We start from the raw sequence: 22,707 nt of genomic DNA, 5'->3' as shown, positions 1-22,707 counted from the left end.
TATATCGGTTTTTTTGTATCTTTTTTTACTGTTAATTTATGTTATTTTTATTAAATCACAAAAGTCGTTGTTGAACCGAATTTTTTCGCAACCTATTAAGATTTTTTAATGTTTTTTCACAAAATCAATCGCTTCACTATATAATATTATAACTCAATATTCAAAAGGAGGGATACATAATGGGGCTTTATAATTTTGAAGGTTTTGAATTAATTATTTTATTGCTTCTTATCATATTATTAATGGGGGACGAATTATTTGGCACTTACTCCACTAATGATTTCAGCAACGAAAGTTTCTAACTTAGATATAATCTCAGCAAAAGAATAAAATGACCTCCGTTCATAGTATAAGTAATATCAAAACAAAAAAATCATCCACAACCTTTAACAAGTATAATTTCCTTAATAATAAAAAACACCCTATAAGAAAGACTCTTTTTCAAATGTCTATCTTATAGGGTATAGTATATTAAAAGCTGATCTTTTTTATTTTTTAGATTAAATTTATCTCTTTCTATTAATAACTACTACTCCTAAATCTTCACCAAATTCTGCTGGGATTTCAAACTTAACAGTTTCTCCTTCACCTTGAACTTTGATATAATTTACTCCTACAGCACTAAACTGTTCACTGAATCCAGGAATTTGTTGTAAATCAAAAGCAGAATAGTTATATCTTTTATTATCTATTTCAGGTATTGAATCAGCAACATTAGTAGTTATCCAATTAGTATAGAGCTTAACAAAATCTTGACCAGTATATTCCTCAATTACAACTACTGGATCTTCTTTAGCAACTACGATAGATTTAATAGGCTCAATTCCATATTGCTCATATAGATAACTAACAAATAATGATGCAGCTCCTGAAAAATGCAAGCTTCCATCATGTATCAACAAGTCAACTTTTTCTGTATTACTTAAATACCCAAAATCTTCATCATATAACCATCCATTCCCCGCTTTATCTGACCAACCTTCTTGCTCATTGTCAACATATCCAGCTAAAATCTGAGCAGCATGGGCCAACCCTTCATCAATCCAAACATCATTTGCATTTCGACCTACAGCTACCTTCTCTAAATAAAAATTCAAATGCTGATATTGACGAACTGCAGAGGATAAAATAGTATTTTCTTCTCTTGTAGAATTCAAATAGAACATAAATTCCTCATTACCTTGCTCAGCATATAAATCAGCAGGATCAAAATAACTTGTAATATATGGACTATCAAATTCACTCAATAAGACTACTACTTCATCTGCTCCTTCTTCTCTAGCTAATGTCGGATAAATATTATTATCAAACTCTTCGACTAATCGCTCTAACTTTTTAGAATCTATATCTTCGTCGAGATCAACAAAGATATAAATATGTTCTCCTACTGCATCTAGAGTAGCTATGACAGTACCTTCCTTAACATCATCAGAAATCTTAAATTCTTTAACTTCTCCTAAAGAATAATTTGCCTCACTAACAGCAAAATCAGTTCCATACTCTTGAGCTAGCTCAAGACCTCTCTTTCTAACGTCATACTCAACCTTTGCTAATCTTTCCAGTTCATTATCTAGATCAAATGTGGGCTCATAATCACCTAAGTTCAAATTGAAAATACCGATAATTGCTTCCTCATCAACAGCTAAATCTTCAATTACAATCTCTTCTCCTCCTTCTACAAAGAGATGCTGCTCTATAGCTCCACCTTCAATATTTAAACTTAACTCCTTATCTTCTTCACCTGCGGTAATTTCTTTAGTTAATTTATCATATCCTTCTCGTTCAACTTCAATAGTATAATCACCAGGCTTTAAATCTTCAAATATTACCTCTACTCCACTCGCTTCATCTTTTAATTCTCCATCCAGTTTCAAATTAACCTCTGTTTCTAACTCATTTTGATTGACATCAAAAAATTTCAAACTCAAGTCAACCTTTTCAATCTCTTCTTCCTCTACTACCTCTTCCGTTTCTTCTTCTGTCTCCTCTACAACTGGTTCATCAATAATTTTTTCTAAATCTACAGTAACAATTACATCCTCTTCTTCTAACACAACAACACCTTCATCAGTTTCATATCCTTGTGCTTCTACTTGCAGTTCATACTCTCCAGTCGGAAGTTCTCCGAATTGAACATTACTACCTTGTTCCATTGTTTCATAACCTTCTCTCAAAACTGTTACTTCTGCTTCTACTTCCTCTTCAGTTTCTACATCCCTAACTTGAACAATTAATTCAGCAACATCCTCACCACCAAAACATCCAGTTAAAACAAAACTCACCACCATAGCCAACATTACCAAATAAAACATCTTTCTCTTCAATCTCATCTTTTACCTCCTCCTTTACATTTTTTAATTATAATTTGTTTTATGAGTAGCTTTTAAGTCAGACCCCCTAAAACTTTATTTGATAGATAAAATTGCTACCTTTACTAATTAGTATATCCTACTCTTTTTTTAATCACAATTAAAAATAAAGATTCAATCAAAATAATTACTATTTTTCACTCATAGCTATAATTTTTCTTTAACAGCTGAATCGAGTGAAAAACATAAGTAATGTTTTTGGGATTAATTAACTGTTTTATAAAATAGACCAATGATTACTACAGGTATTTTTGAGGGAGGAAAGGGAGAATTACCTCCCACTTTTTAATTGTTTTGGTCCAAAAAATCAAATAAACTAATAACATCTCTATCAGCTGACTCATTTAAATCATCTGATTCCATTTCAGCCAATAGATTAACAATATTATCTCGTCCAGTTTTATAATTATTCTTGATATTATTTTCAAAAATATCATCAAATAATGTCTTGATCATTAACATTTCTAAACTGTTAAATCCATCATTCTCTAACTCTGCTTGTTGGAAGGTATCCAGCATATTTCGAGCTACACACAAACAATAATCACCATCTATTACACCCTTCATTCTTGTATCTCGATCAAGTCTCATTATTTCATTCCCCCCTCAACCTTATTATTTCTAACCTGACCCAAATTTATTAATTAAATCACTTATAAAAGCAAAAAGAGCCGGTTTCCCGACTCTTTTTCTATCTTAATTAACCTCTTCAAACATTTCCTTTCCTACTCCACATAGCGGACATTCCCAGTCATCTGGTAAATCTTCAAAAATAGTTTCTGCTTCAACCCCATTATCTGGATCCCCAGCTTCAGGATCATAAATATATCCACAAACTGTACACTCATATTTAGCCAATAATCTTCTCCCCTTCCTTGATTTGCCTAAATAATTAATATGTAATAGTTTTAACTTAACTTAAACCTTTTATACCGTCGATTAATTTAAGTTAAGCAACTACAATAAATTAATATTTTTCTATCTGCATTATTCTTTTTCATTATAAAATATCACTTTTACTTTGTCAACTATTAAAATACAACATTTAACAAATCTTAATTAACTGTTAAATTTGACCATCATAAATCTCTTCAATGGCAGTATCTACTATCTTTCTAGCCTCTCTAAAAGATGACTTATATTTTATTTTCATCTTTTCTAAATGCTCTGCACCCTCTTCAGTCAATCGATAATAACGAATGGATCTCTTATCTGGCTCATCCCACCATGCTTTTAGATATCCCTCTTCTTCCATTTCCCTTAATAAAGGATAGACCATACCGCGAGAAGGTTTCCAGCGCGTTCCCATCTGTTGATTGATTGTATCCAAAATCTTTTGCCCGTACATCTTACCATACTTATCCATTAAATGTAAAATGTAAATAGAAGTAAATGCAGTTGTACTGATCTTAGCAGGAAATTGACGATTTAGCTTTCCTTTGTACTTAGACATGTAAGTCCTCCTTTATATTAATTTGGTCATAATTGACTAAATTATAAGTAACTTATATTATAATTTAAATAATTATCCCTCTTTCCCTGCAAAAAAATAAAGATATTAATTTTTGATGAACTTGCCAATATATTTTTCGCTTGTAAGCAAAATGAAAAATTTAATATTTAATTAAAAACACCTCAAATTTGAGGTGTTTTTTTATTAACTTGCATTCTAGCCTTCCTTAATTAAAAATTGGTTTTTTTTGCTTATTATAAGAACAATAAATTATGTTCAAACTATAAGAAGATAAAGGAGGTTAGATAATGACTGACCAACGCCAAAAAAACGAAATTAATCATTCCTCTGTTGAAGGTGACAGCCGCAGAAATCCAGCTAATAAATGGGCCAAGAGCAAAAATATACTCGAACAAGAGTTAGGTTCATTCGATAATTCAACCCAAAATCCAAAAGGATATCCTGAGGGACACAGTATGCCAGCTTTATTTGGATGGATTACTCAAGAATATCAAGCCGAAATGGCTAAAGAATTAGTCGATATCGGCCAACCACAGCCCGATTCAAAAGGGTAACTTCTAAGAATAGACCAGTTAAAACTGGTCTATTCTTAGAATTTTAAGCTGACATCATCTAATCTTTACATGCATGTTTATTCATTATTATTAATTCAAACTAGATTTAAACTTTCTCAATTCCTATTTCAGACTACTTCTGAAGCTTATTAATCAAACTAGAATTTCATCTGTTGCTTCAGCAGTTTCATCTGCTAACTGTGTAATCTCTTCTGCCTCTCCCTTTTTTACCAGCCCTTGTAGCCTTTATAGCTACATTCAAAGCTAATAAATTAGTCTGCTCTGCTATATTTGTAATTATTCCAATTATTTGCTCTATCTCTTTTGTTGACTTCTTCAGAAAAACTTGCTACCTCTTCTGCACTAACTGATATTTTTTCAAAGGTTTTAGAGAAATTAAAAACATTATTTTTGAAAATAAAGTTGCATATTAAACAAGATCTAATAATATTAAACTTCAAATTTTTCTATTAATTGCTGCAATTTTTGAGCCATTTCTGCTAACTCTTGAGATGAATTAGTAACTTCATCAGACATATTTTGTATATCATTACCAGTACTCTTGATTTCATCACTATTTTGCACTAGCTCATTAGTCGCATTAGCAGTCTGCTCTATTTGAACTGATGCTTCCTCTACTGAATTGTGAATTGCATCAAAAGCTTGCCCTGTCTTTTCTACAATTTCCTGACCTTCCTTAGCCTTTTCCTCTACTTTTTTAACTGTTTCAATACCTTTTTTAGATTGATTTTGAGTTTTGGTAACTAATTCAGTAATTTTATCTGTTGCCTCTCCAGTCTCTTCAGCTAATTGTCTTATTTCTTCTGCTACTACTGCAAAGCCTTGTCCATGTTCACCTGCCCTTGCAGCTTCTATAGAGGCATTTAAAGCTAATAAATTAGTTTGTTCAGCTATATTTGTAATCATATCAACAATTTGTTCTATCTCTTCTGAATTTTTATCCAATTTGTTAATTACTTTTACTGTTTTTTCAACTTCTTTATTTATTTCTCTAATACTATTTATGGTTTTATCGATATTTTCACTCCCTATCTCAGTCTGTGAATTAGCTTCTTGAGAAAAACTTGCTACCTGTTGGGCACTGGCTGAAATTTGTTGAATACCTGCTGACATATTATCAATTAAATTATTGGTAGTCTCTATAGTTGCATTACCTTCCTGAGCTGATGCTGATAATTCTTCGCTATAAGCTGATATATCTTCAATAGATCCGATTAAACTAATGACAATTTCCTTTAAATTTTCTTTCATATTTTCTAATTCAATTATTAACTCTTTAAATTCATCTTCTTTTTGAGAAATATCAAAATCTACATTCAGTTTCCCATTAGCTATCTTTCGAGCTTTATTAATAGTATAATTTATATTATTTTTGATATAGTCAGAAACTTGTTTGATGGATAATGAAACAATGATAATTAAAATAATTCCAGCTATAAGTGCAATAATAGTCATATTACTATAAAACTCGTCCATACTGGTTAATTGTTCGTCTATATAAGGATTAATATCTGTATCATATCCACCACTTCCTAACCAATAATCTGTTCCTTCTATTGGTTCTACATAGAAAAATTTAGGTTCAACCTCCCCAGTTTCAGGATGCTCCCACATAGATCGAACATGACCGCCACCATCTTCAGCAATTTGATGGAGTTCTTGAATCACTTTTACTTCTTCTTCTTGGTCATCAACTGGATCTCTAGTTAAATCCCAAAGATTTTCTCCAACTAACCCAGGATTAGCACCATGACCTACCACATTTCCACTTTCATACATATAAAAATAACCTACATCACCAAAGAAGGGTTCTTCCATCATTACTCGCATTTCTTCTAATAACTGATCTTCACTCATATCATCTTGATTGTTTTCATAAAAAGCTTCTAGTAACTGTACCATAGATTCAACTGCAAATTCATAAGACTGTTCTTCTTGTTCAAGAATACTTTCTCTAAAACGAGTTTGTTCTTCATCCATAAAAGTATCAAAATTATGTACATATATACTACCTAAAGTCCATAATGAAAATATAAATATTGGTATTGTTACTATTAAAATCTTATAATTCAAGTTCAATGATAAAAATTTATTTTTTATCCAATTAATAATAATCTCCTCCTTTATTATTACCTTTATATTAACCAATTTACAACTTTACTAAGCAGCGTTTCTTTTATTAATAAAGTAACTTAAACTATTCTTTAAAACAGAATATATTTTTGTACTTTCTAGCTTAGATACGAAACTATCTAAAATTAACTCTTCCTAATATAAAGGGCTAACTCGGTTTTGACTTCTTAAGGACTTAAAGATTTTAATTCACTAAGTTCTTCTGCCCAAAAGGGAAGAATTTTTACAAAAGTATAGACTAATTCTAAAAGGTTAATATAAGTTTCTATTCCTTATTCTGTACGAACCATATAATTGCCAATAATTGCCAAAAGACCAATGAATAATCTTGTTCTAAACAGTTTAGTTGCTCGATAATAATCGCCATTTTTTTCGTATTCTAGTTCTTTAATGCTTAACTTTTTGCCATAAATATGATTTCTTCCTCTTTTCCCATTTGGTGTATGATTGAAATTATAATCCAAAAGAACATCTTAAAAGACTTCTTAGTGAAAAGAGCACGATAATAATTAACAAATTTTTTTGATGATAGAGTAGATACTATTTTGATTTTTTGATATAATATTCATGCCACTGATTCTCCTTTCTTGATTCTTCTTGGTCGAAGATATTATCTCAAAAAAGGAGATTGGTCGCATTTTTTATTTAGTTTTCTTGTAAAGTGGTGTATTAATATTAAACCTTCTTCATTAATCTCTACACACCTTCAATAATATTCAGAATTATCAATAAAAACTTGAATTTTATAGGATCTTATACCTTTATTGTCTTAGCTATTTCACTTGCTAATTCTCTTATCTCTTCTGCTACAACCGCAAACTTATTACTACTTCTAGTATAAACAAGATAAGCCTTAACCTCAATCTTATAATTATTCTCAATCAACATACTATACATTACAGCTTGATATTTATAAATTTTAAATAATCTACCCTTATATTTAGCAAATTTATAATCTAGTGAAACAGCAGAACCATCATCTAAAAATAATATCTCACCTATAATTCCATGAATACCATACTTTTCAGAGCTCAACTTCTGCTCAATTAATTCCTTTTGGTTTTATGTAAATAAATCCCATAAATATTAATTACCAATTTCATTTAATCTCCTTCTTAAATTAATTCTTCTTTCAAAAGAGTTCCAAAACCACGAGCTGTTGAGTTACCCAAGCCGATATACTCTAGTAAAGAGATATTCGAATAAAAATCTCCAACAAAACCGACCATCCTTTGATTCTTAAACTTAACTTCAATAGCCTCTAAATCTGGAACAAGTTTGATATTTTCTTCAACATACCAGTTAATCCCCTTCGCGAAGGCTAATATATTGCCAATCAAGATCCTTTTTAAAAAATCTCGCTGCTTATCTTTACTAGCTTTCTTAATTTCTTTTCTTGAATATATCTTATAATTCTTCTGATTAAGCCCCATCCAAGGAGAATAAAAACTATACTTAAATTTGGGCATCTCTAAATCAGTAATAACCTCTAACTCTTTGTCTCTAACCTCTAACCTTCCTTCTGGATTAAGAAATTCCTTATCTCCTAATAATAATCTGTCTATTTCAAGAAAATTTTCTATTATTAACTCTGCTCCTTCTTCCAATCCTATTATCGTTGGCTTACCATTAATTATTTTATATTGAATTAAGGGGTAAGCATATCTATATCCCCCATCATCTTTGTGGTGATGAAATAGAATATCCTCAAACTTATTAGCAAAGAAACCTCTTAATTTATGTCCATAATTTAATGATAGCTCTTCTTCTAAACTAAATTTCAAAATAGCTTGTTTAATCTCTGGCATAACTAACACTCCTTAAAAAAATATATCTACTTCTGTTTTAACTCTCTTAAATCCACTCTCTCTATGATAAATACTATCAACTTGATAACTATCGATTAGATTAAAGGTTCTTTCTAATTGTTCATCCTCTAATTCTTCTTTAGCAACCTCTTTAGGGATAGTGACTACATAACTTAAAAATTCTCTCTTTATCTTTTCAAAATCAGCTTGCCGTTGACTATAATCATCTAAACTTTCTATTTCTCGTTGATTAATCTCTTGATATTTAACCCAAATTTCTTCTGTTTGGACGATTACTAAACCTAATAAGACAAAAAATCATCTTCGATCAATTCTGTTAACAGATAATACGTGAATAACGCTGAGTTCAAACTATAATTGCTCTTATTCTTTCCTTGCTTAGTTAACAGTTCAACCTCTGCTAAATTAGTAAAATTCAAATCTTTAGTTGCAAACTTCTCTATTCCTAATTGATAGACATTACACAGATGATCCTTTAGTAGTTTATCTGGATGAGAATATAATTGGCCCATAGCTATCCCCTCTATAGTAGAAAGCATCCCTCTCCACTTTCTAACCGATAATACTCCTTCGGCTTTGCTTTAATACTCTCTCCACTTCTTTCAAAAAGAACCTGAGCATAATCTATTACTTCCCGATCTTCTTTCATCTCCAATGCAACCTTATCAGAAAAATACTCTTTAGCTTGACTAAAGTCAATATCTCCTTTAGCTAAATAATCACTATCTATCCGCAATACAGTAATCAAATCTACCCAGTCTTGATTATCTTCTATTTTATCCACTTCATATTCACTAATATACTTGAAATTAGCTAAGTTTTCACTCAATCCTAAAGATATAGAATAGACCGATTTGTGCTCTTTCAAGTATGACTTTAATTGATCATAAAGTTTACTATCCTGATGATGAAAATAAATTCTATATTTTATATCTTTAAGAAATTCAGTCTTAATCTGAGTTCTTGTATCTATTCTAGACATTAATTTAGCCTTTTTGGTATCAATTAAATTTAGATTAATTCTTGTCTTTTTAATTGGTTCCTTTATCTGAATCCCAATTCTACATTCTTTGTTCTGAAAATAACTTAAGTATTCTTCTTTATCCAACCCTAAAATCGCACCCACTATCCCATATAAAGTAGTCTTCGGTGGAATAGAAAAAGTAAGTGGAGAGGTCGTTGTATAATATTTTTTAAAATGAGCATAATCAGCCCAGATATCAAAGACTAATACTTGATTCATAATTATTTCTCCTTTCTAAAAAAAGAGATGAACTTTAAAGTCCATCCCCCTAAACAAATTATAAATTGATTTCTTGAAACGTATCCAATTCTGCCAACCTTACCTCTTCTCCATTAGCCTTAAATTGAACTCGAGGATTAACTAAATATTCAATCGTCTCTATCTTCTCTTGATTTTTCTCTAAAACATCAAGTAACATTGTCAAATCAAGTTGATAATCTTCAACATCCCTAATCTCTTCTTCTCTCTTGTCACTATCTAATTTAATATAATGCTTTAACTCACCGATAAAGAAATTCTCTTCGCTATAAGTTACCTTCAATAATAACCTTGGAATCTGACCAACCTTGCTTCTGGTGATTAAATTTTTGGTTCCTTTCCAAATTCCTTCAATCAACAACTTGGCATCTTCCTCAGTCAAATCAGTCTCCTGAGCTGCATTTTCATTAACAATCCCATAAAATCCAATCAAAGAATAAGGAACTACATACTCTTCTCTAAAAGTTTTCTTACTCTTACCAGAACTAGAAGCAAAAGCACCTGTCCCTTTAATATATTTTAATTCTACAGAATGTAAGGAACGTCCCATTTGAAATTGAACTGGTCCAGTATATGTAATCGAATCACCTGAAAGAGGAATCACCCCACCAAATAATCTTACATCTATACAACCTTCTAGTACTTTATCTGGATCTTCTTTAAAGTCTTTGGCCCTAGCCTTGCCATCTTGAATGCTACCATCATCATTCTCTATCTCTCTAACAAAAATATCTTTTTCTGCTTCTCCATTATAGTCTTTATAATCATATAAATAATCCCTGATAGTCCGCTTCAACCTCACATCAGTAACTAGATTAATTCCCGTCTCTTCATCAATTCGAGGTTTATTCTGATCCAAGGGATCTCCATTAGGGTTTGCATCCTTAATATCATATAAAAAGACTAACTCACTTCTTTTATCAACAGTCATTATTAATCTCCCTCCTCATTATTATTGAATTTAAATTTATGCACTTGATTCATTCCCGTTACAAAGTAAAAAGATAATTCATTATTAGAGATTTGATTAAAATCACTTTCTAAAATATAATCAGCAATCATCTTTTCTAGTTGCTTATGTAAATTTTTGTCATAATCTTCAAGCTCATTAATAATCTCTGGATATAATCTCCTAACAATCTTTTCATTTAACTTTAAACCATTCAATCTAGGTCTAAAGGGGGCAACACCATCTCTATCCCTTTTCTGAATATTAATTAATTCCTGGGCCAACACCCCTTCTAAAAAGACCATTCTTTTAACATTAGAATCTAAGATATCACTATGCTGCTCTAAAAACTCTTCTATCTGCTCTCTATATTCCTCAATTGTAGATGACACCCCTAGCTCCTCCTCTCCTGTTGCAGTTAATAAATCTAATTTCTTTAGAAACTTAAGAATCATTAAAGCTTTTAAATTATCAAACCAAATTGATTTATTATTTCTAAACTTTTCTTGCATATGAGCTACAAATCTATCAATTAACACTTGATAAGAGATCTTACGTCTAGTTAATATATTATTGATAATCTCTAAAAACTGCTTAGTAAAATCAGGTCTGTTTCGCTGATTAACATAAAAGAAATCCGAGATTAGATTAAACTTGAAATCTAGATCAAAGATACCATCTTTTCCTTTTAACTCTTTAAATAATCCTTCTCTCTCAATATCCTCTTTAATAGCAAAAATCCTTTGTAAATAAGATGGCAAAACATCTTCTACATACAACAAAATTCTAAAAGCACTATTTTGCTCTTCATAGAACATCAAATTAAAATTAACATAATTATCAAACTCACTCATTACATAAAAAATATCATCTTGTGCAGCAGTTAAAGTTTTCCTAGCATCTTCCTGTAAAGAGAACTTCTTATGTTCTTCGAGCTCTTTAAGCATCTCAAATAATTCTTCTCTATCCTCTCCATGAGTATTAAAAATCACTTTAGGAACAATAAAATAATTCAGTCCACAAAACGTAGCTGATAATTCTTTTTCTAGATAATCTTTACCTAAATCTAATATCTTAGCACACTCAGGACAGACAGGATAGTTTCTCCAAGCTTCTCCTCTTTTAAACCCTCCAGGAGTAAACCCTTTTTTATCTAAAGTATAAAAAGCAAAAGTACCAACATATCCATAAGTCTTATCTAGTTTTTCAGAACAAACATAACAAAGATTATCTTCACCTATAGATTCCTGTTCAGCCTTACAATAAGAACTTTTATAATAAAACTTTTCCTCATATTTCTCCATTAACGATTGAGTAAACTCCTCAAAATCTCCAACATACTTCAATTCATCTTCTTTTTTTAACGCAATAGTTAAAATAGCATTATTATCATAATTTACTTTTCGCAATTTATTATATATTTCTTCTTTATTATCTTCATCTTGTAAAATATCATATATTTTTAAAATTATTTTTTCATTCTTATTTTCCCCTTCCAAATTTTCACAAGCATCTCTTATTGAATATTGGAATTTCTTATTAAAAGTTTTAGATAAGTCTGTTATTTTACATGTAGGAGTTAAATCCCCTCCACGAGAACTACCATATTTATAAGCATACTTTTCCAACTTTTCCTCTATAAACTCCTCGACCTCTATATCATAAAATACTATTTCTCCATCTTCTTCTTTAAAGACAATGATCAAGACTGTATTATACTTGCCATTAGAATTAGGATTACTAACAATTTGGGTCAACAAATTCTCATCCGAAATCTCTTGTTTATAATCTCCAATCAACTTTAAAGCACGGATCATTCTAACATCTCCTTTTTCAATATCAAAATACATTATACCATTTCTATACTTCTAAATAAGCCATACTATTCCTTCTTTGTTTAATAAAAAATCCATCTTATGAAATTTCTGAAAAATAATTCAAAAAAAATAAACTAGACATCTATCTGCCTAGTTTGAGTCAATTATTCTTTATTTAATTTTTTTATTTTTAAATATTAAACATTCAATGCTTTTTAGTTATTCACTATTCTCTATTCACTGCTCTTCCTATCCTTGTTTTAGTGGATTGTAGTATTATACCTGTGACCTAATGCTTCCTGAACCAACCTTAAGTTTTTAGGTTTCAATCCTTGTTTTAGTGGATTGTGGTATTAGCAGAACAAAACCCTATCACATCGAGGTTTCATCAGCATTTCTTGATCTAATAACTCCCCTATTTTAACCTTGTATATTTATACAAAACAGAGGCTTTTGGAGAAAATATAGTTAATTTACAACCTCGCTCACCGTTATTGTTATAGGATTTTACAACACTTGCATATTTATTCAACAATAAATTTGTAACTTTATAACTGATAATTTTTAATTCCTTAATCCTATTTTACTAAATTTATCCTAATTAGTCAAGGGAATGTGTTATTTTAAAAATGAGGCACGACGCATCGTGCCTCTACAAAAAGATTATTTTTCATTAGTGTTAATTTGTGATTCCCTTTTGATTTTAAGGAATTGACCTTTAATCATCAATTTAAATATCAATATTATCAGCCAAATTAGCATTCTTCATAATAAACTCTCGACGCAGACTTGCCTTTGAACCCATCAATCTATTGAATACATCATCAGCAATGATCTCATCTTCAATCTCTATCTTCTGTAACTTACGAGTCTTAGGATTCATCGTTGTCTGCCATAGCTGCTCAGGATTCATCTCTCCTAATCCCTTATAGCGTTGAATTCCAATTTGATTTCTAGATTTATCAGCTACAAACTTCTTTAATTCCTTATCAGTATATAAATACTCTTCATCTCCTCGATAACTAACTTTATAAAGAGGAGGTTGAGCAATATAGACATGCCCATTCTTAATCAATTCAGGCATATAACGATAAAATAAGGTTAAAATCAAAGTACAGATATGTGCCCCATCGACATCAGCATCAGTCATGATAATAATCTTATGATACCTTAACTTGTCCAAATTAAATTGATCTCCAATTCCTGCTCCCAAAGCAGTAATAATCGTCCTAATCTCATTATTCTTTAAAATTTTATTCAACCGAGCCCGTTCTACATTCATTACCTTTCCTTTCAAAGGTAAAATAGCCTGAAATTTACGATTACGCCCCTGTTTAGCCGAACCTCCCGCTGAATCACCCTCGACCAGATACAATTCAGACTTTTTTGGTTTACGGCTACTGCAATCTGCTAGCTTACCAGGTAGTGAATTATTATTTAAAACCCCTTTTCTTCTGGTCAATTCACGAGCTTTTTTAGAGGCCTTCCGAGCCCGAACAGCCTCTAGAGCCTTTTCTATTACAGCTTTAGCCATCTTCTGATTTGTATCAAGATAATAACGCAAATATTCATAAACAACCTTTTCAACAATACTTCTAATCTCACTATTACCTAACTTTGTTTTAGTCTGCCCTTCAAATTGAGGATCAGGTAACTTGACACTAACTACTGCCGTCAAACCCTCCCTTAAATCACTTCCAGTTAATTTAGGGTCCTTTTTCCGCAATAAATTATTATCTTTAGCATAATTATTAAAAGCCTTAGTAATTGCTGTTTTAAATCCTGTTAAGTGATAACCTCCATCATGTGTATTGATATTATTAGCAAATGTATAAATCCGTTGATTATAGCTTTTATTATATTGAAACGCCACCTCGACATAGGTACCCTCAACCTCTTTTTCAATATAGATTAGATCATCAATTAATGGTGTTTGATTTTGATTTAAAAATTCTACAAAAGCTTCCAAACCTCCATCATAACAATATCTTACTTCTTTTTCTTCCTCAGAACGTCGATCAATTAAGACAACCTCTAAATTCTTGTTTAAAAAAGCAGATTCCTGTAATCTAGTCTGTAAAGTTTCAAATTTATAATCAAGAGTGTCAAAAACTTCAGGATCTGGCTTAAAAGTAATCTGCGTCCCATTTTCTGTCGTACGTTCCCCTTTAGTTAATTCAGTCTTAGGAAAACCTCTTTTATATTCTTGATGATAAACATATCCATCACGATATATTTCAACTTTCAACCACTCAGATAGAGCATTAACTACCGAAACACCTACCCCATGTAATCCTCCAGAAACTTGATAGCCACTACCATCAAACTTCCCTCCAGCATGAAGTGTAGTCAATACTAACTGGGCTGCTGGTAAGCCTTTTTGTGGATGAAGATCTACTGGAATTCCTCGCCCATAATCTCTAACTGTAATTGCTCCTTCTTCTTCAATAACTATCTCTATTCGTTCACCATAGCCAGCTAAAAATTCATCTATACTATTATCAACCACTTCCCAAACAAGATGATGTAAGCCCTTAGTTCCTGTAGAACCTATATACATTCCAGGTCGCTTGCGTACTGCTTCTAACCCTTCTAAAACTTGAATTTCTTTTGCATTATATTGATTCTCTACTACCATATTAACACCTTCCCTCTAACTATTACCATCTTTTGTAAAATGTTCGGTTGTATTTATTATAATAGCATACAACTACTACGATAGCAACTTTTCTGAAATATTATTCAAAATTTCACTTCTTTCTCTACCTCTTAACTGAACTCCATCTCATTAAATAAACTTATCAATTTATTTAAATATTATTCTCAATAATAAGCTTTTCTCCTGCTTTTAAGGTTTGAATTCTTACTTAAACTCAGCCTTAAACTTAAGCTATCTTCTACTACTCCTTTATTTTAAGGTGATTTTCCTATACAATATTAATAAGAATCAATTCAAACAAGTGGTTGATATGTTTTAAATTTATTAATTTAGATATATATGTGATTTGTTTTTTCAAACTTTAACCAGATTCAAGATTGACTAATTCTCTAATAAATAATATACTAAAAAAGCTACAGAATAAAATTACAGCTTTAGATTAAGGCTAAGGTTAACAGCTTAAATATAAAGCTAGATTAATTATAGACTCTAGGAAAGGGGACTAAAAAATGGAAAACAAACAGATTACACCAGTTGCAATTGAAAATAAAATGCGCAACTCTTACTTGAATTATTCATTAAGTGTTATTATTGGTAGAGCACTGCCAGATGTTAGGGATGGCTTAAAACCTGTTCATCGTAGAATCTTATATGCAGCAGAAAAATTAAAATTACATCCTAAAAAAGCTCATAAAAAATCAGCCAGAATTGTAGGTGAAGTTTTAGGTAAATATCATCCTCATGGTGATGCTGCAGTTTACAATGCTATGGTTAGAATGGCTCAAGAATTCAGCCAACGCTATAAATTAATTGATGGGCATGGTAATTTTGGCTCTATTGATGGAGATAGTGCAGCAGCCATGCGTTATACTGAAGCTAGGTTGGCCCCTCTTTCTACTGAATTACTCAAAGATATCCAGCAAGAGACTGTTGATTTTATCGATAATTTTGATGGGAGCTTACAAGAACCGACCGTATTACCTTCCAGAGTACCGAATTTATTGGTCAATGGTTCAAGTGGTATTGCAGTTGGAATGAGTACATATGTTCCACCACATAACCTTACTGAAGTTGTTAATGGACTAATCAAGCTATTAGATGACCAGGAGGTAAGTATTGAAGATTTAATGGAAGTTATTCCGGGGCCAGACTTTCCTACTGGTGGTCAAATTGTAGGTAATGAAGGAATCAAAAAGGCTTATCGAACAGGAAAAGGAAAGATAACCTTACGAGGCAAGAGTAAAATTGAAGCTGCTGGCAGAGGAAGAAAGAAAATAGTAATTACTGAAATTCCTTATCAACTAAATAAAAGTAAACTAATTGAAGCAATAGCTGACACTGTTAGGAAAGAAAAGATAGATAATATTAGGGATGTCCGCGATGAATCAGATCGGGATGGTTTAAGAATTGTAATTGACTTAAAGAGAAATGCTAATCCAGATATTATCTTAAATCGCCTTTATAAATATACTTCATTACAATCTAAAACAAGGATCAATATGCTAGCCTTAGTCAATAAAGAGCCTCAGGTAATGAACTTAAAGACAATCTTACAACATTTCATTGATTTTAGGCGAGAAATTATTACTAATAGAACAGAATATCAATTAAGACAAGCTAAAGAACGGGAACATATCCTAATCGGCTTAAAGAAAGCAATTGATAACTTAGATCAGGTAATTAGGATCATTCGCCAATCTAAATATCCTAGGACTGCTAAAAAGAATTTGCAGCGTAAATTAGAGGTTACTAAAAAGCAAGCAGAAGCAATCTTAAATATGAAATTACAACGCTTAGTCAGCTTAGAAGTCCAAAAATTAGAGGAGGATTTAGCAGAACTTAGAAAAAAAATTACCTATTTAGAATCTATTCTAGAGGATAAAGAGGTTCTAGATAATATTGTTAAAGAAGAATTACTTGAAATCAAAGAAGACTACGGTGATCAACGTAAAACAGAGTTGATTGCTGATGACTCTAAAGCGGAGTTGAATAAGAAGGATCTGATCAAGGATAAGAATGTAGTTATCTCTTTATCTTACCGCAATTACTTAAAGAGAACAGATGAGATAAATAATGTCAGAGCCGGTAAGAATGACTTCATAACTGAAGTCTTATCTGGTTCAAGCCATGATAAGTTGCTCTTCTTGACAGATCGAGGACAGACCCATATCCTAAAAGCTCATGAAATCCCTGAACATCATGGTCTATCTACAGGAGATCCACTCAATCAATTCTTACAGTTACCGATGGATGAAAAGATAGTCAAAACTATCTTGTTAAATGAAGAAACCAAAGAAAACTTTATTACGATTGTGACTAAAGATGGATTGGTTAAAAAGACTAAAGGAGAAGAATACGAAACTACCGTCTCCTCGATTAAAGCTATCAATCTCAATGAAGGAGATCAAGTAATTGGAGCTGCAGTTACAGATGGCAAACAAAATATTATGCTCGGTACAAAACAAGGTTACACCATCCACTTTGCAGAAGAAGAAATTTCAGATACAGGTCGAAATACTAAAGGAAGTAAAGGAATCAATTTAGAAGAAGGAGATCAAGTAATCAGCTTTAATTTAACCAATCAAGCAGAGATCGTCCTTGCCTTAACTAAAGAAGGTCGAGGCAAAGCAAGTCCTTTAGAAGATTATAAACTACAACAAAGGAATGGTAAAGGATTACAGACTTTATCCAGTGATGATTATCAATTATTGAATATTATCGCTGCTAAACGCAATGACCAGATCATGGTTGTCAGTAGTGATGGAACTCTAATCCAAAAAGAAGTTGCAGAAATCACAGAAACCAAACGTCTAGGCTCAATGTATTCTCAATTCGACTCAGCAGATATTAAATTGAATCAGATCTTTAAATTACCTGCCGTTGATGAAGAAGCTTAAATTACAATAATGTGGCACAAAAGTGCCACATTATTGAGTTGACAGTGTACAGTGAACAGTTTACAGTTAAGATCAAAACCTTAAAAAATTAAGACCTCTGAAATGTCTTATGTTGGCAGGTTTAGAGTGATTTTGATTTAAGATTATAATGGTTTTCCTTCGGGTTCTTTAAACCCTTCGTGATGAAAAAATCCGCTCTTAGATTTTTTCTATCCACTGTCAACCGTCCCTACAGGTCTTCGTCAAGACCTTTCGTGAAAACCATAGAAACCATATCAACTGTAAACTGTACACTGATATTTAGTGGCAAAGTGCCACTAAATATCAATATTGTTTAACTCTGAAATCAAATCAAAAAGAGAGCTAAGGTGACATCACCCTAAGCTCTCTTTTGCTCTGTATTACTTTTAAGATCTTACTCAGACTCAAACTTAACCTTAATCCTTACCCTTCTACCTTCTTAATAATCTCTTCGCCAATCTGATAGAGCGGCTTTACAGTATCAACTACTCCTGATTCATAAGCTACTTTCGGCATACCATAGACTACTGAAGTTTTCTCATCTTGAGCTATTGTCTGCCCTCCAAACTCCTTAATTAATCCTAAACCTTTAGCGCCATCCTTGCCCATTCCTGTCAATAGTACACCAATCAGTGACTCTTGGTATTCTCGGACAAGAGAAGCAATTGTTTTATCAATAGCAGGTCGAACATTATGTACCTTTTCAGATTGAGACAGCTCCACCTTACCATTTTTGACTGTCAAATGATAATCTCCTGGAGCAACTAAAGCTTGTCCTGCTATTAATTGATCACCATCCTCAGCTTCCTTAACCTCTATTTTAGATAATTTATCTAACCTTTGGGCCAACGACTTTGTAAAACCTGCCGGCATATGCTGCACAATCAACACCGTAGCATTCAGATCAGCAGGTAACGTAGTTACCACTTCCTTTAATGACCTTGGCCCTCCAGTAGAAGCCCCGATTAGCACTACCTTTTGCTCACCTGCTCTGTTACGAGTCTTTCTTTTTTGTCTCGTTACTGACACAGTATCTGTTTTTTTCTTCTGCTCAACCTTTATTTGACGCTTGATCTTCTTTTTAACTTTAGAATCTGCAGCCAATCTTACCTTTTGAATTAATTCTTGTTGGACTTTATCAATATCTAAAGAAATAGAACCAGAAGGTTTAGTTATAAAATCAAAAGCACCCAATTCTAAAGCTTTAATGGTTGTCTTACTCTGTTTAGTAGTTACACTACTTAACATTACCACTGGAATGGGACATTTAGCCATCAATCGTTCTAAAAACTCTAATCCATCCATCTTAGGCATCTCTACATCAAGAGTAACTACATCAGGTGTTTGCTGTTCAATTTTACGTAATGCATCGGCTCCATTTCTAGCTTTATCAATAACTTTGATATCTTCCTCTTCTTCTAATAAATTACTGACAACCTTTCGCATAAAAGCAGAATCATCTACGACTAATACCTCTATGGAAGCCACTTCGTCACCTCCATTATTAACCTAAAATATTATTTAATGAATCCTTAACCTTTTCAGGTTTGATCGGTTTAACAATAAAATCCTTGGCCCCAACCTCTAATGACTCAACCACCATCGGTTTTTGGCCCATCGCACTACAAACAATTATATCAGCATTTGGATCATAATCCATAATCTCTCTAATTGCTTCAATTCCATCCATCTTAGGCATTGTAATATCCATTGTTACCAAATCTGGGTCTACTTCTTTATACTTTTCCACTGCTTCTTGACCATTAACAGCTTCATCAGCCACTTCATAACCATTTTCCTCAATTAATTTTTTTAACATAGTTCTCATAAACTGTGCATCATCAACAACTAAAATTGTTTTTACCACCGAGATCCCTCCTAGCTAGTTGTTATTTCTTCCACATTAATAATTAATGCTATACTACCATCACCTAAAATAGCACCACCTGCAATCTTTTCTAAATTTCCTGATAAATCATTAATTCTCTTAATTACAACCTCTTGTTGACCAATTATAGAATCAGCCATTAACCCATAATAATCATTACCTACTCCAACAATAACTGTAGAAATTTCTTGCTTAGCCTGATCCGGCTCTTCTTTATTAAGTTTATCATACAACGAGATCAATGGAATCACAGAACCACGACGATGAATAACCTCTTCTTGTCTAATCGTCTGAACATCATCAGGATTAACATCGACTATCTCTTGAATTGACTCCAGTGGAATTACATATTTTTGATCAGCAACCTTGATCAAAAAGCCCTGAATAATCGATAATGTCAATGGTAATTTCATTGTGAAGGTAGAACCTTTACCTACTTTTGACTCTATATCAACTGAGCCACTCAAAGACTCTATTTTATTCTTAACAACATCCATGCCCACTCCTCTACCAGAAACATCATTCACTTCTTCATTAGTACTAAATCCAGCTGCAAAAATCAAGTTAATAATTTCTTCATCAGACATTGATTCTAATTCTGATAAAGTAACAACACCTTTCTCAATTGCTTTCTTTTTAATCAGTTCTGGTTCAATCCCTTGACCATCATCTTGAATTTGGATTACTACATTATTTCCTTCATGAAATGCCGATAATTTAATTAACCCTTCTCTATCTTTGCCTAACCTCTCTCTTTCATCAGGATCCTCAATCCCATGTCCAATAGCATTTCTTACCATATGAACTAAAGGATCACCTATCTCATCAATAATAGTTCGATCTAACTCAGTCTCTTCTCCTTCAATTACCAAGTTAATATCTTTATCAAGATCTTGAGCAAGATCACGAACTAATCTCGGAAAACGATTAAAGACTAAGCTGATCGGAACCATTCTCATCTCCATAACTGAATTCTGTAATTCAGTCGTTACCTTACTTAACGGCTTTAACTTCTTATTTAACTCATCTAAATTATAACTCTCTCCTACTGATTCTACTTGAGTCCTCTTAATTACTAGTTCTGCTACTAAGTTCATCAATGAATCTAATCGTTCTACATCAACGCGAATAGTATTGTTAGCTTTCAATCTCTTCGATAACGATTTAACATTAGTGTTTTTCTTAGAATTAGTTTGATCACTTTTATTATCTTCTAACCCAGCAACATCCTCTTCTTTCTCTTCTGGTTGACTGATATCTTCTAACTGCTCAATCTCATCAACTACTGTTATTTCTATCTCTTCAATTTCAGAGATATTATTTAAAGATTGGGCAATGATTTCTTCTGTTTCAATCGTTAAAAAGAGTATCTGAAATATTTCATCCAACTCTTCTTTTCTAATCTTATCAATAGCAGGATTAGCTTTAATTAATTCTCCATATTCTTCTAACGATTCAAAAACCATATCAGCTCGTAAAGATTTAAAGACACAGTCATCCTCTAATTCAATCCTAATTATCATTGGATTACCAGGATTATCAGAGATAATCTTCAACTCATCATCACTCAAATCAAAATCAACATCTTCTTGGGAACTAAAAGAAACAAATTCTTGCTCCTCGTTATCAGCTTTTATCTTTCTAATTTCTAAAAATGACTTTAATTCAGTAATCAACTCATCCAAATCTTCTACCTCATCAGGATTGCTACTTAATAACTCTAAAGTATCAATTGATCTGAATAATAGATTGATAACTTCTGTATTGACCTCTATCTCTCCATTTCTTAACAGATCTAAAATATTCTCCATCGCATGAGCCAACCTACTAACCCTTTCAAACCCCATTGTTCCTGCCATACCCTTAAGTGTATGAGCAGCTCTAAAGGATTCGTTAATCATTTCCATATTTTCAGGATCATTTTCTAAAGTCAATAAAGCATCATTTAGTATATCTAAATGTTCACGTGATTCACTAGCATATAACTCCTGAAAGTCATTCATATCCATTAGTGGCATCCCCCTTCCTAAAATTAACCAAATTATTAATTTTCCTTCTCTAGCTGGATATTCTCCTTAGAACTTAATAAATTATCTAAGTCCAATAAAATAATTATATCCTCATCCACCTTAACAATTCCTTTCAAATAATCCTCCTTAATGCCCGCCATACTTTTTGGTGGAAGATCAACATCACTCATTTTAATATGTAATACTTCAGAGACATTATCAACAACTAAACCTACATCTTGGTCCTCAAAATCAACAACAATAATTCGGGTATCATTAGTATCTACTATCTGTTCAAGGTTAAATCTCTTTCGCAGATCAATTACTGAAACAATATCTCCCCTTAAATTAATGATCCCCTCCATATATTTTGAACTATTAGGAAGCTCAGTTATCTCTTTCATCCGCACAATTTCATGTATCTTAGTAATCTTAACTCCAAACTTTTCACTCCCTATATCAAAAACAATTACTTGTTCTGTATCAGCATCCATTATAGCTCCTCCTTTTAATTAAAAAAATAGTCAAATTAAATTTAAAACCTTTCTTATTGAATAATTCGTGATTTAATAGCCAACTCCTTCCTGATTAATTAAAATTTATGAACAAAGTGGGCATTAGCTCACTTTAGGTTAAGGTTAAGATTAAGCAAAAACAATTATAAAAGAGCTATCTTAAAAATTTAAGATAGCTCTTTTATATAACTGCACTTTTAAAATTAAATTGATATATAGACGTCCTATGTCAAGTAAAAATTTGGAACTTAATTTTAGGGTATAGTTTCCCCAAGGTCAATTTTTGAAAT

General features: G+C 31.9%; 18 protein-coding genes and 1 pseudogene. 2 read left to right on the top strand and 17 right to left on the bottom strand.

Annotated elements, in window-relative coordinates:
* Nucleotides 1-506 precede the first annotated feature (506 nt).
* From MWH25_RS09120 to MWH25_RS09105, 4 genes are all read right to left on the bottom strand, one after another.
* Nucleotides 507-2,330 carry a hypothetical protein gene (locus MWH25_RS09120; RefSeq protein WP_248627342.1) on the bottom strand — a complete coding sequence of 608 codons (1,824 nt, stop codon included), beginning with the start codon at nt 2,328-2,330 and terminating at the stop codon, nt 507-509.
* 324 nt (nt 2,331-2,654) lie between these two features.
* Nucleotides 2,655-2,960, bottom strand: a complete 306-nt coding sequence (locus MWH25_RS09115; RefSeq protein ID WP_248627341.1) for a hypothetical protein — start codon at nt 2,958-2,960, stop codon at nt 2,655-2,657.
* 105 nt (nt 2,961-3,065) lie between these two features.
* Nucleotides 3,066-3,227 (bottom strand): rubredoxin, encoded by a 162-nt coding sequence (gene rd, locus MWH25_RS09110; RefSeq protein WP_248627340.1) that lies wholly within the window; start codon nt 3,225-3,227, stop codon nt 3,066-3,068.
* Nucleotides 3,228-3,435: 208 nt separating this feature from the next.
* Nucleotides 3,436-3,822 (bottom strand): PadR family transcriptional regulator, encoded by a 387-nt coding sequence (locus MWH25_RS09105; protein WP_248627339.1) that lies wholly within the window; start codon nt 3,820-3,822, stop codon nt 3,436-3,438.
* Between the two features lie 308 nt (nt 3,823-4,130).
* On the opposite strand from MWH25_RS09105, the gene MWH25_RS09100 reads away from it, so the two are divergent.
* Nucleotides 4,131-4,397: a hypothetical protein gene (locus MWH25_RS09100; protein WP_248627338.1), complete on the top strand. Its 267-nt coding sequence runs from the start codon at nt 4,131-4,133 to the stop codon at nt 4,395-4,397.
* 214 nt (nt 4,398-4,611) lie between these two features.
* Here MWH25_RS09100 and MWH25_RS13190 read toward each other — a convergent pair.
* The 9 genes and pseudogenes from MWH25_RS13190 to gyrB all read right to left on the bottom strand — a co-directional run.
* Nucleotides 4,612-4,737: pseudogene (locus tag MWH25_RS13190) on the bottom strand (methyl-accepting chemotaxis protein); the annotation flags it as partial.
* Nucleotides 4,738-4,847: 110 nt separating this feature from the next.
* Nucleotides 4,848-6,398, bottom strand: a complete 1,551-nt coding sequence (locus tag MWH25_RS09090) for a methyl-accepting chemotaxis protein (protein ID WP_248627337.1) — start codon at nt 6,396-6,398, stop codon at nt 4,848-4,850.
* A gap of 906 nt (nt 6,399-7,304) precedes the next feature.
* Nucleotides 7,305-7,586, bottom strand: a complete 282-nt coding sequence (locus MWH25_RS09085; protein ID WP_248627336.1) for a PD-(D/E)XK nuclease family protein — start codon at nt 7,584-7,586, stop codon at nt 7,305-7,307.
* An 80-nt stretch (nt 7,587-7,666) separates the two neighbouring features.
* Nucleotides 7,667-8,359: a CRISPR-associated endonuclease Cas6 gene (locus MWH25_RS09080; RefSeq protein WP_248627335.1), complete on the bottom strand. Its 693-nt coding sequence runs from the start codon at nt 8,357-8,359 to the stop codon at nt 7,667-7,669.
* Between the two features lie 302 nt (nt 8,360-8,661).
* Complete coding sequence (locus MWH25_RS09075; RefSeq protein ID WP_248627334.1) at nt 8,662-8,919, bottom strand: hypothetical protein; 258 nt, start codon at nt 8,917-8,919, stop codon at nt 8,662-8,664.
* Nucleotides 8,904-9,623 (bottom strand): type I-B CRISPR-associated protein Cas5b, encoded by a 720-nt coding sequence (gene cas5b, locus MWH25_RS09070; RefSeq protein ID WP_248627333.1) that lies wholly within the window; start codon nt 9,621-9,623, stop codon nt 8,904-8,906. Before cas5b ends, MWH25_RS09075 begins: the two co-directional genes overlap by 16 nt.
* Nucleotides 9,624-9,681: 58 nt before the next feature.
* Nucleotides 9,682-10,593 (bottom strand): type I-B CRISPR-associated protein Cas7/Csh2, encoded by a 912-nt coding sequence (gene cas7b, locus MWH25_RS09065; protein ID WP_248627332.1) that lies wholly within the window; start codon nt 10,591-10,593, stop codon nt 9,682-9,684.
* Nucleotides 10,594-10,595: 2 nt separating this feature from the next.
* Entirely contained in the window at nt 10,596-12,461 is a 1,866-nt protein-coding gene (locus MWH25_RS09060; protein ID WP_248627331.1) for a TIGR02556 family CRISPR-associated protein, read from the bottom strand.
* 697 nt (nt 12,462-13,158) lie between these two features.
* Nucleotides 13,159-15,066 (bottom strand): DNA topoisomerase (ATP-hydrolyzing) subunit B, encoded by a 1,908-nt coding sequence (gene gyrB / locus MWH25_RS09055; RefSeq protein ID WP_248627330.1) that lies wholly within the window; start codon nt 15,064-15,066, stop codon nt 13,159-13,161.
* Between the two features lie 530 nt (nt 15,067-15,596).
* Here gyrB and gyrA point away from each other — a divergent pair.
* Nucleotides 15,597-17,984: a DNA gyrase subunit A gene (gene gyrA / locus MWH25_RS09050; protein WP_248627329.1), complete on the top strand. Its 2,388-nt coding sequence runs from the start codon at nt 15,597-15,599 to the stop codon at nt 17,982-17,984.
* A gap of 444 nt (nt 17,985-18,428) precedes the next feature.
* Here the strand turns inward: gyrA and MWH25_RS09045 are convergent, their stop codons facing one another.
* The 4 genes from MWH25_RS09045 to MWH25_RS09030 are packed head-to-tail and all read right to left on the bottom strand — an operon-like array spanning nt 18,429 to nt 22,396.
* Nucleotides 18,429-19,493 carry a protein-glutamate methylesterase/protein-glutamine glutaminase gene (locus MWH25_RS09045; RefSeq protein WP_248627328.1) on the bottom strand — a complete coding sequence of 355 codons (1,065 nt, stop codon included), beginning with the start codon at nt 19,491-19,493 and terminating at the stop codon, nt 18,429-18,431.
* 16 nt (nt 19,494-19,509) lie between these two features.
* Nucleotides 19,510-19,872 (bottom strand): response regulator, encoded by a 363-nt coding sequence (locus MWH25_RS09040; protein ID WP_248627327.1) that lies wholly within the window; start codon nt 19,870-19,872, stop codon nt 19,510-19,512.
* Nucleotides 19,873-19,883: 11 nt separating this feature from the next.
* On the bottom strand, nt 19,884-21,902 hold the full coding sequence (locus MWH25_RS09035; RefSeq protein ID WP_248627326.1) for a chemotaxis protein CheA: 2,019 nt from the start codon (nt 21,900-21,902) through the stop codon (nt 19,884-19,886).
* Between the two features lie 35 nt (nt 21,903-21,937).
* Nucleotides 21,938-22,396, bottom strand: coding sequence for a chemotaxis protein CheW (locus MWH25_RS09030; RefSeq protein WP_248627325.1), 459 nt, complete (start codon nt 22,394-22,396; stop codon nt 21,938-21,940).
* Nucleotides 22,397-22,707 lie beyond the last annotated feature (311 nt).

Source organism: Natroniella acetigena (genome assembly GCF_023227745.1).
In the GTDB taxonomy this organism is placed as follows: Bacteria; Bacillota; Halanaerobiia; order Halobacteroidales; family Halobacteroidaceae; genus Natroniella; species Natroniella acetigena.
The sequence above is the reverse complement of the archived record's forward strand: the minus strand, read 5'-3'. Positions and strand labels throughout refer to the sequence as shown.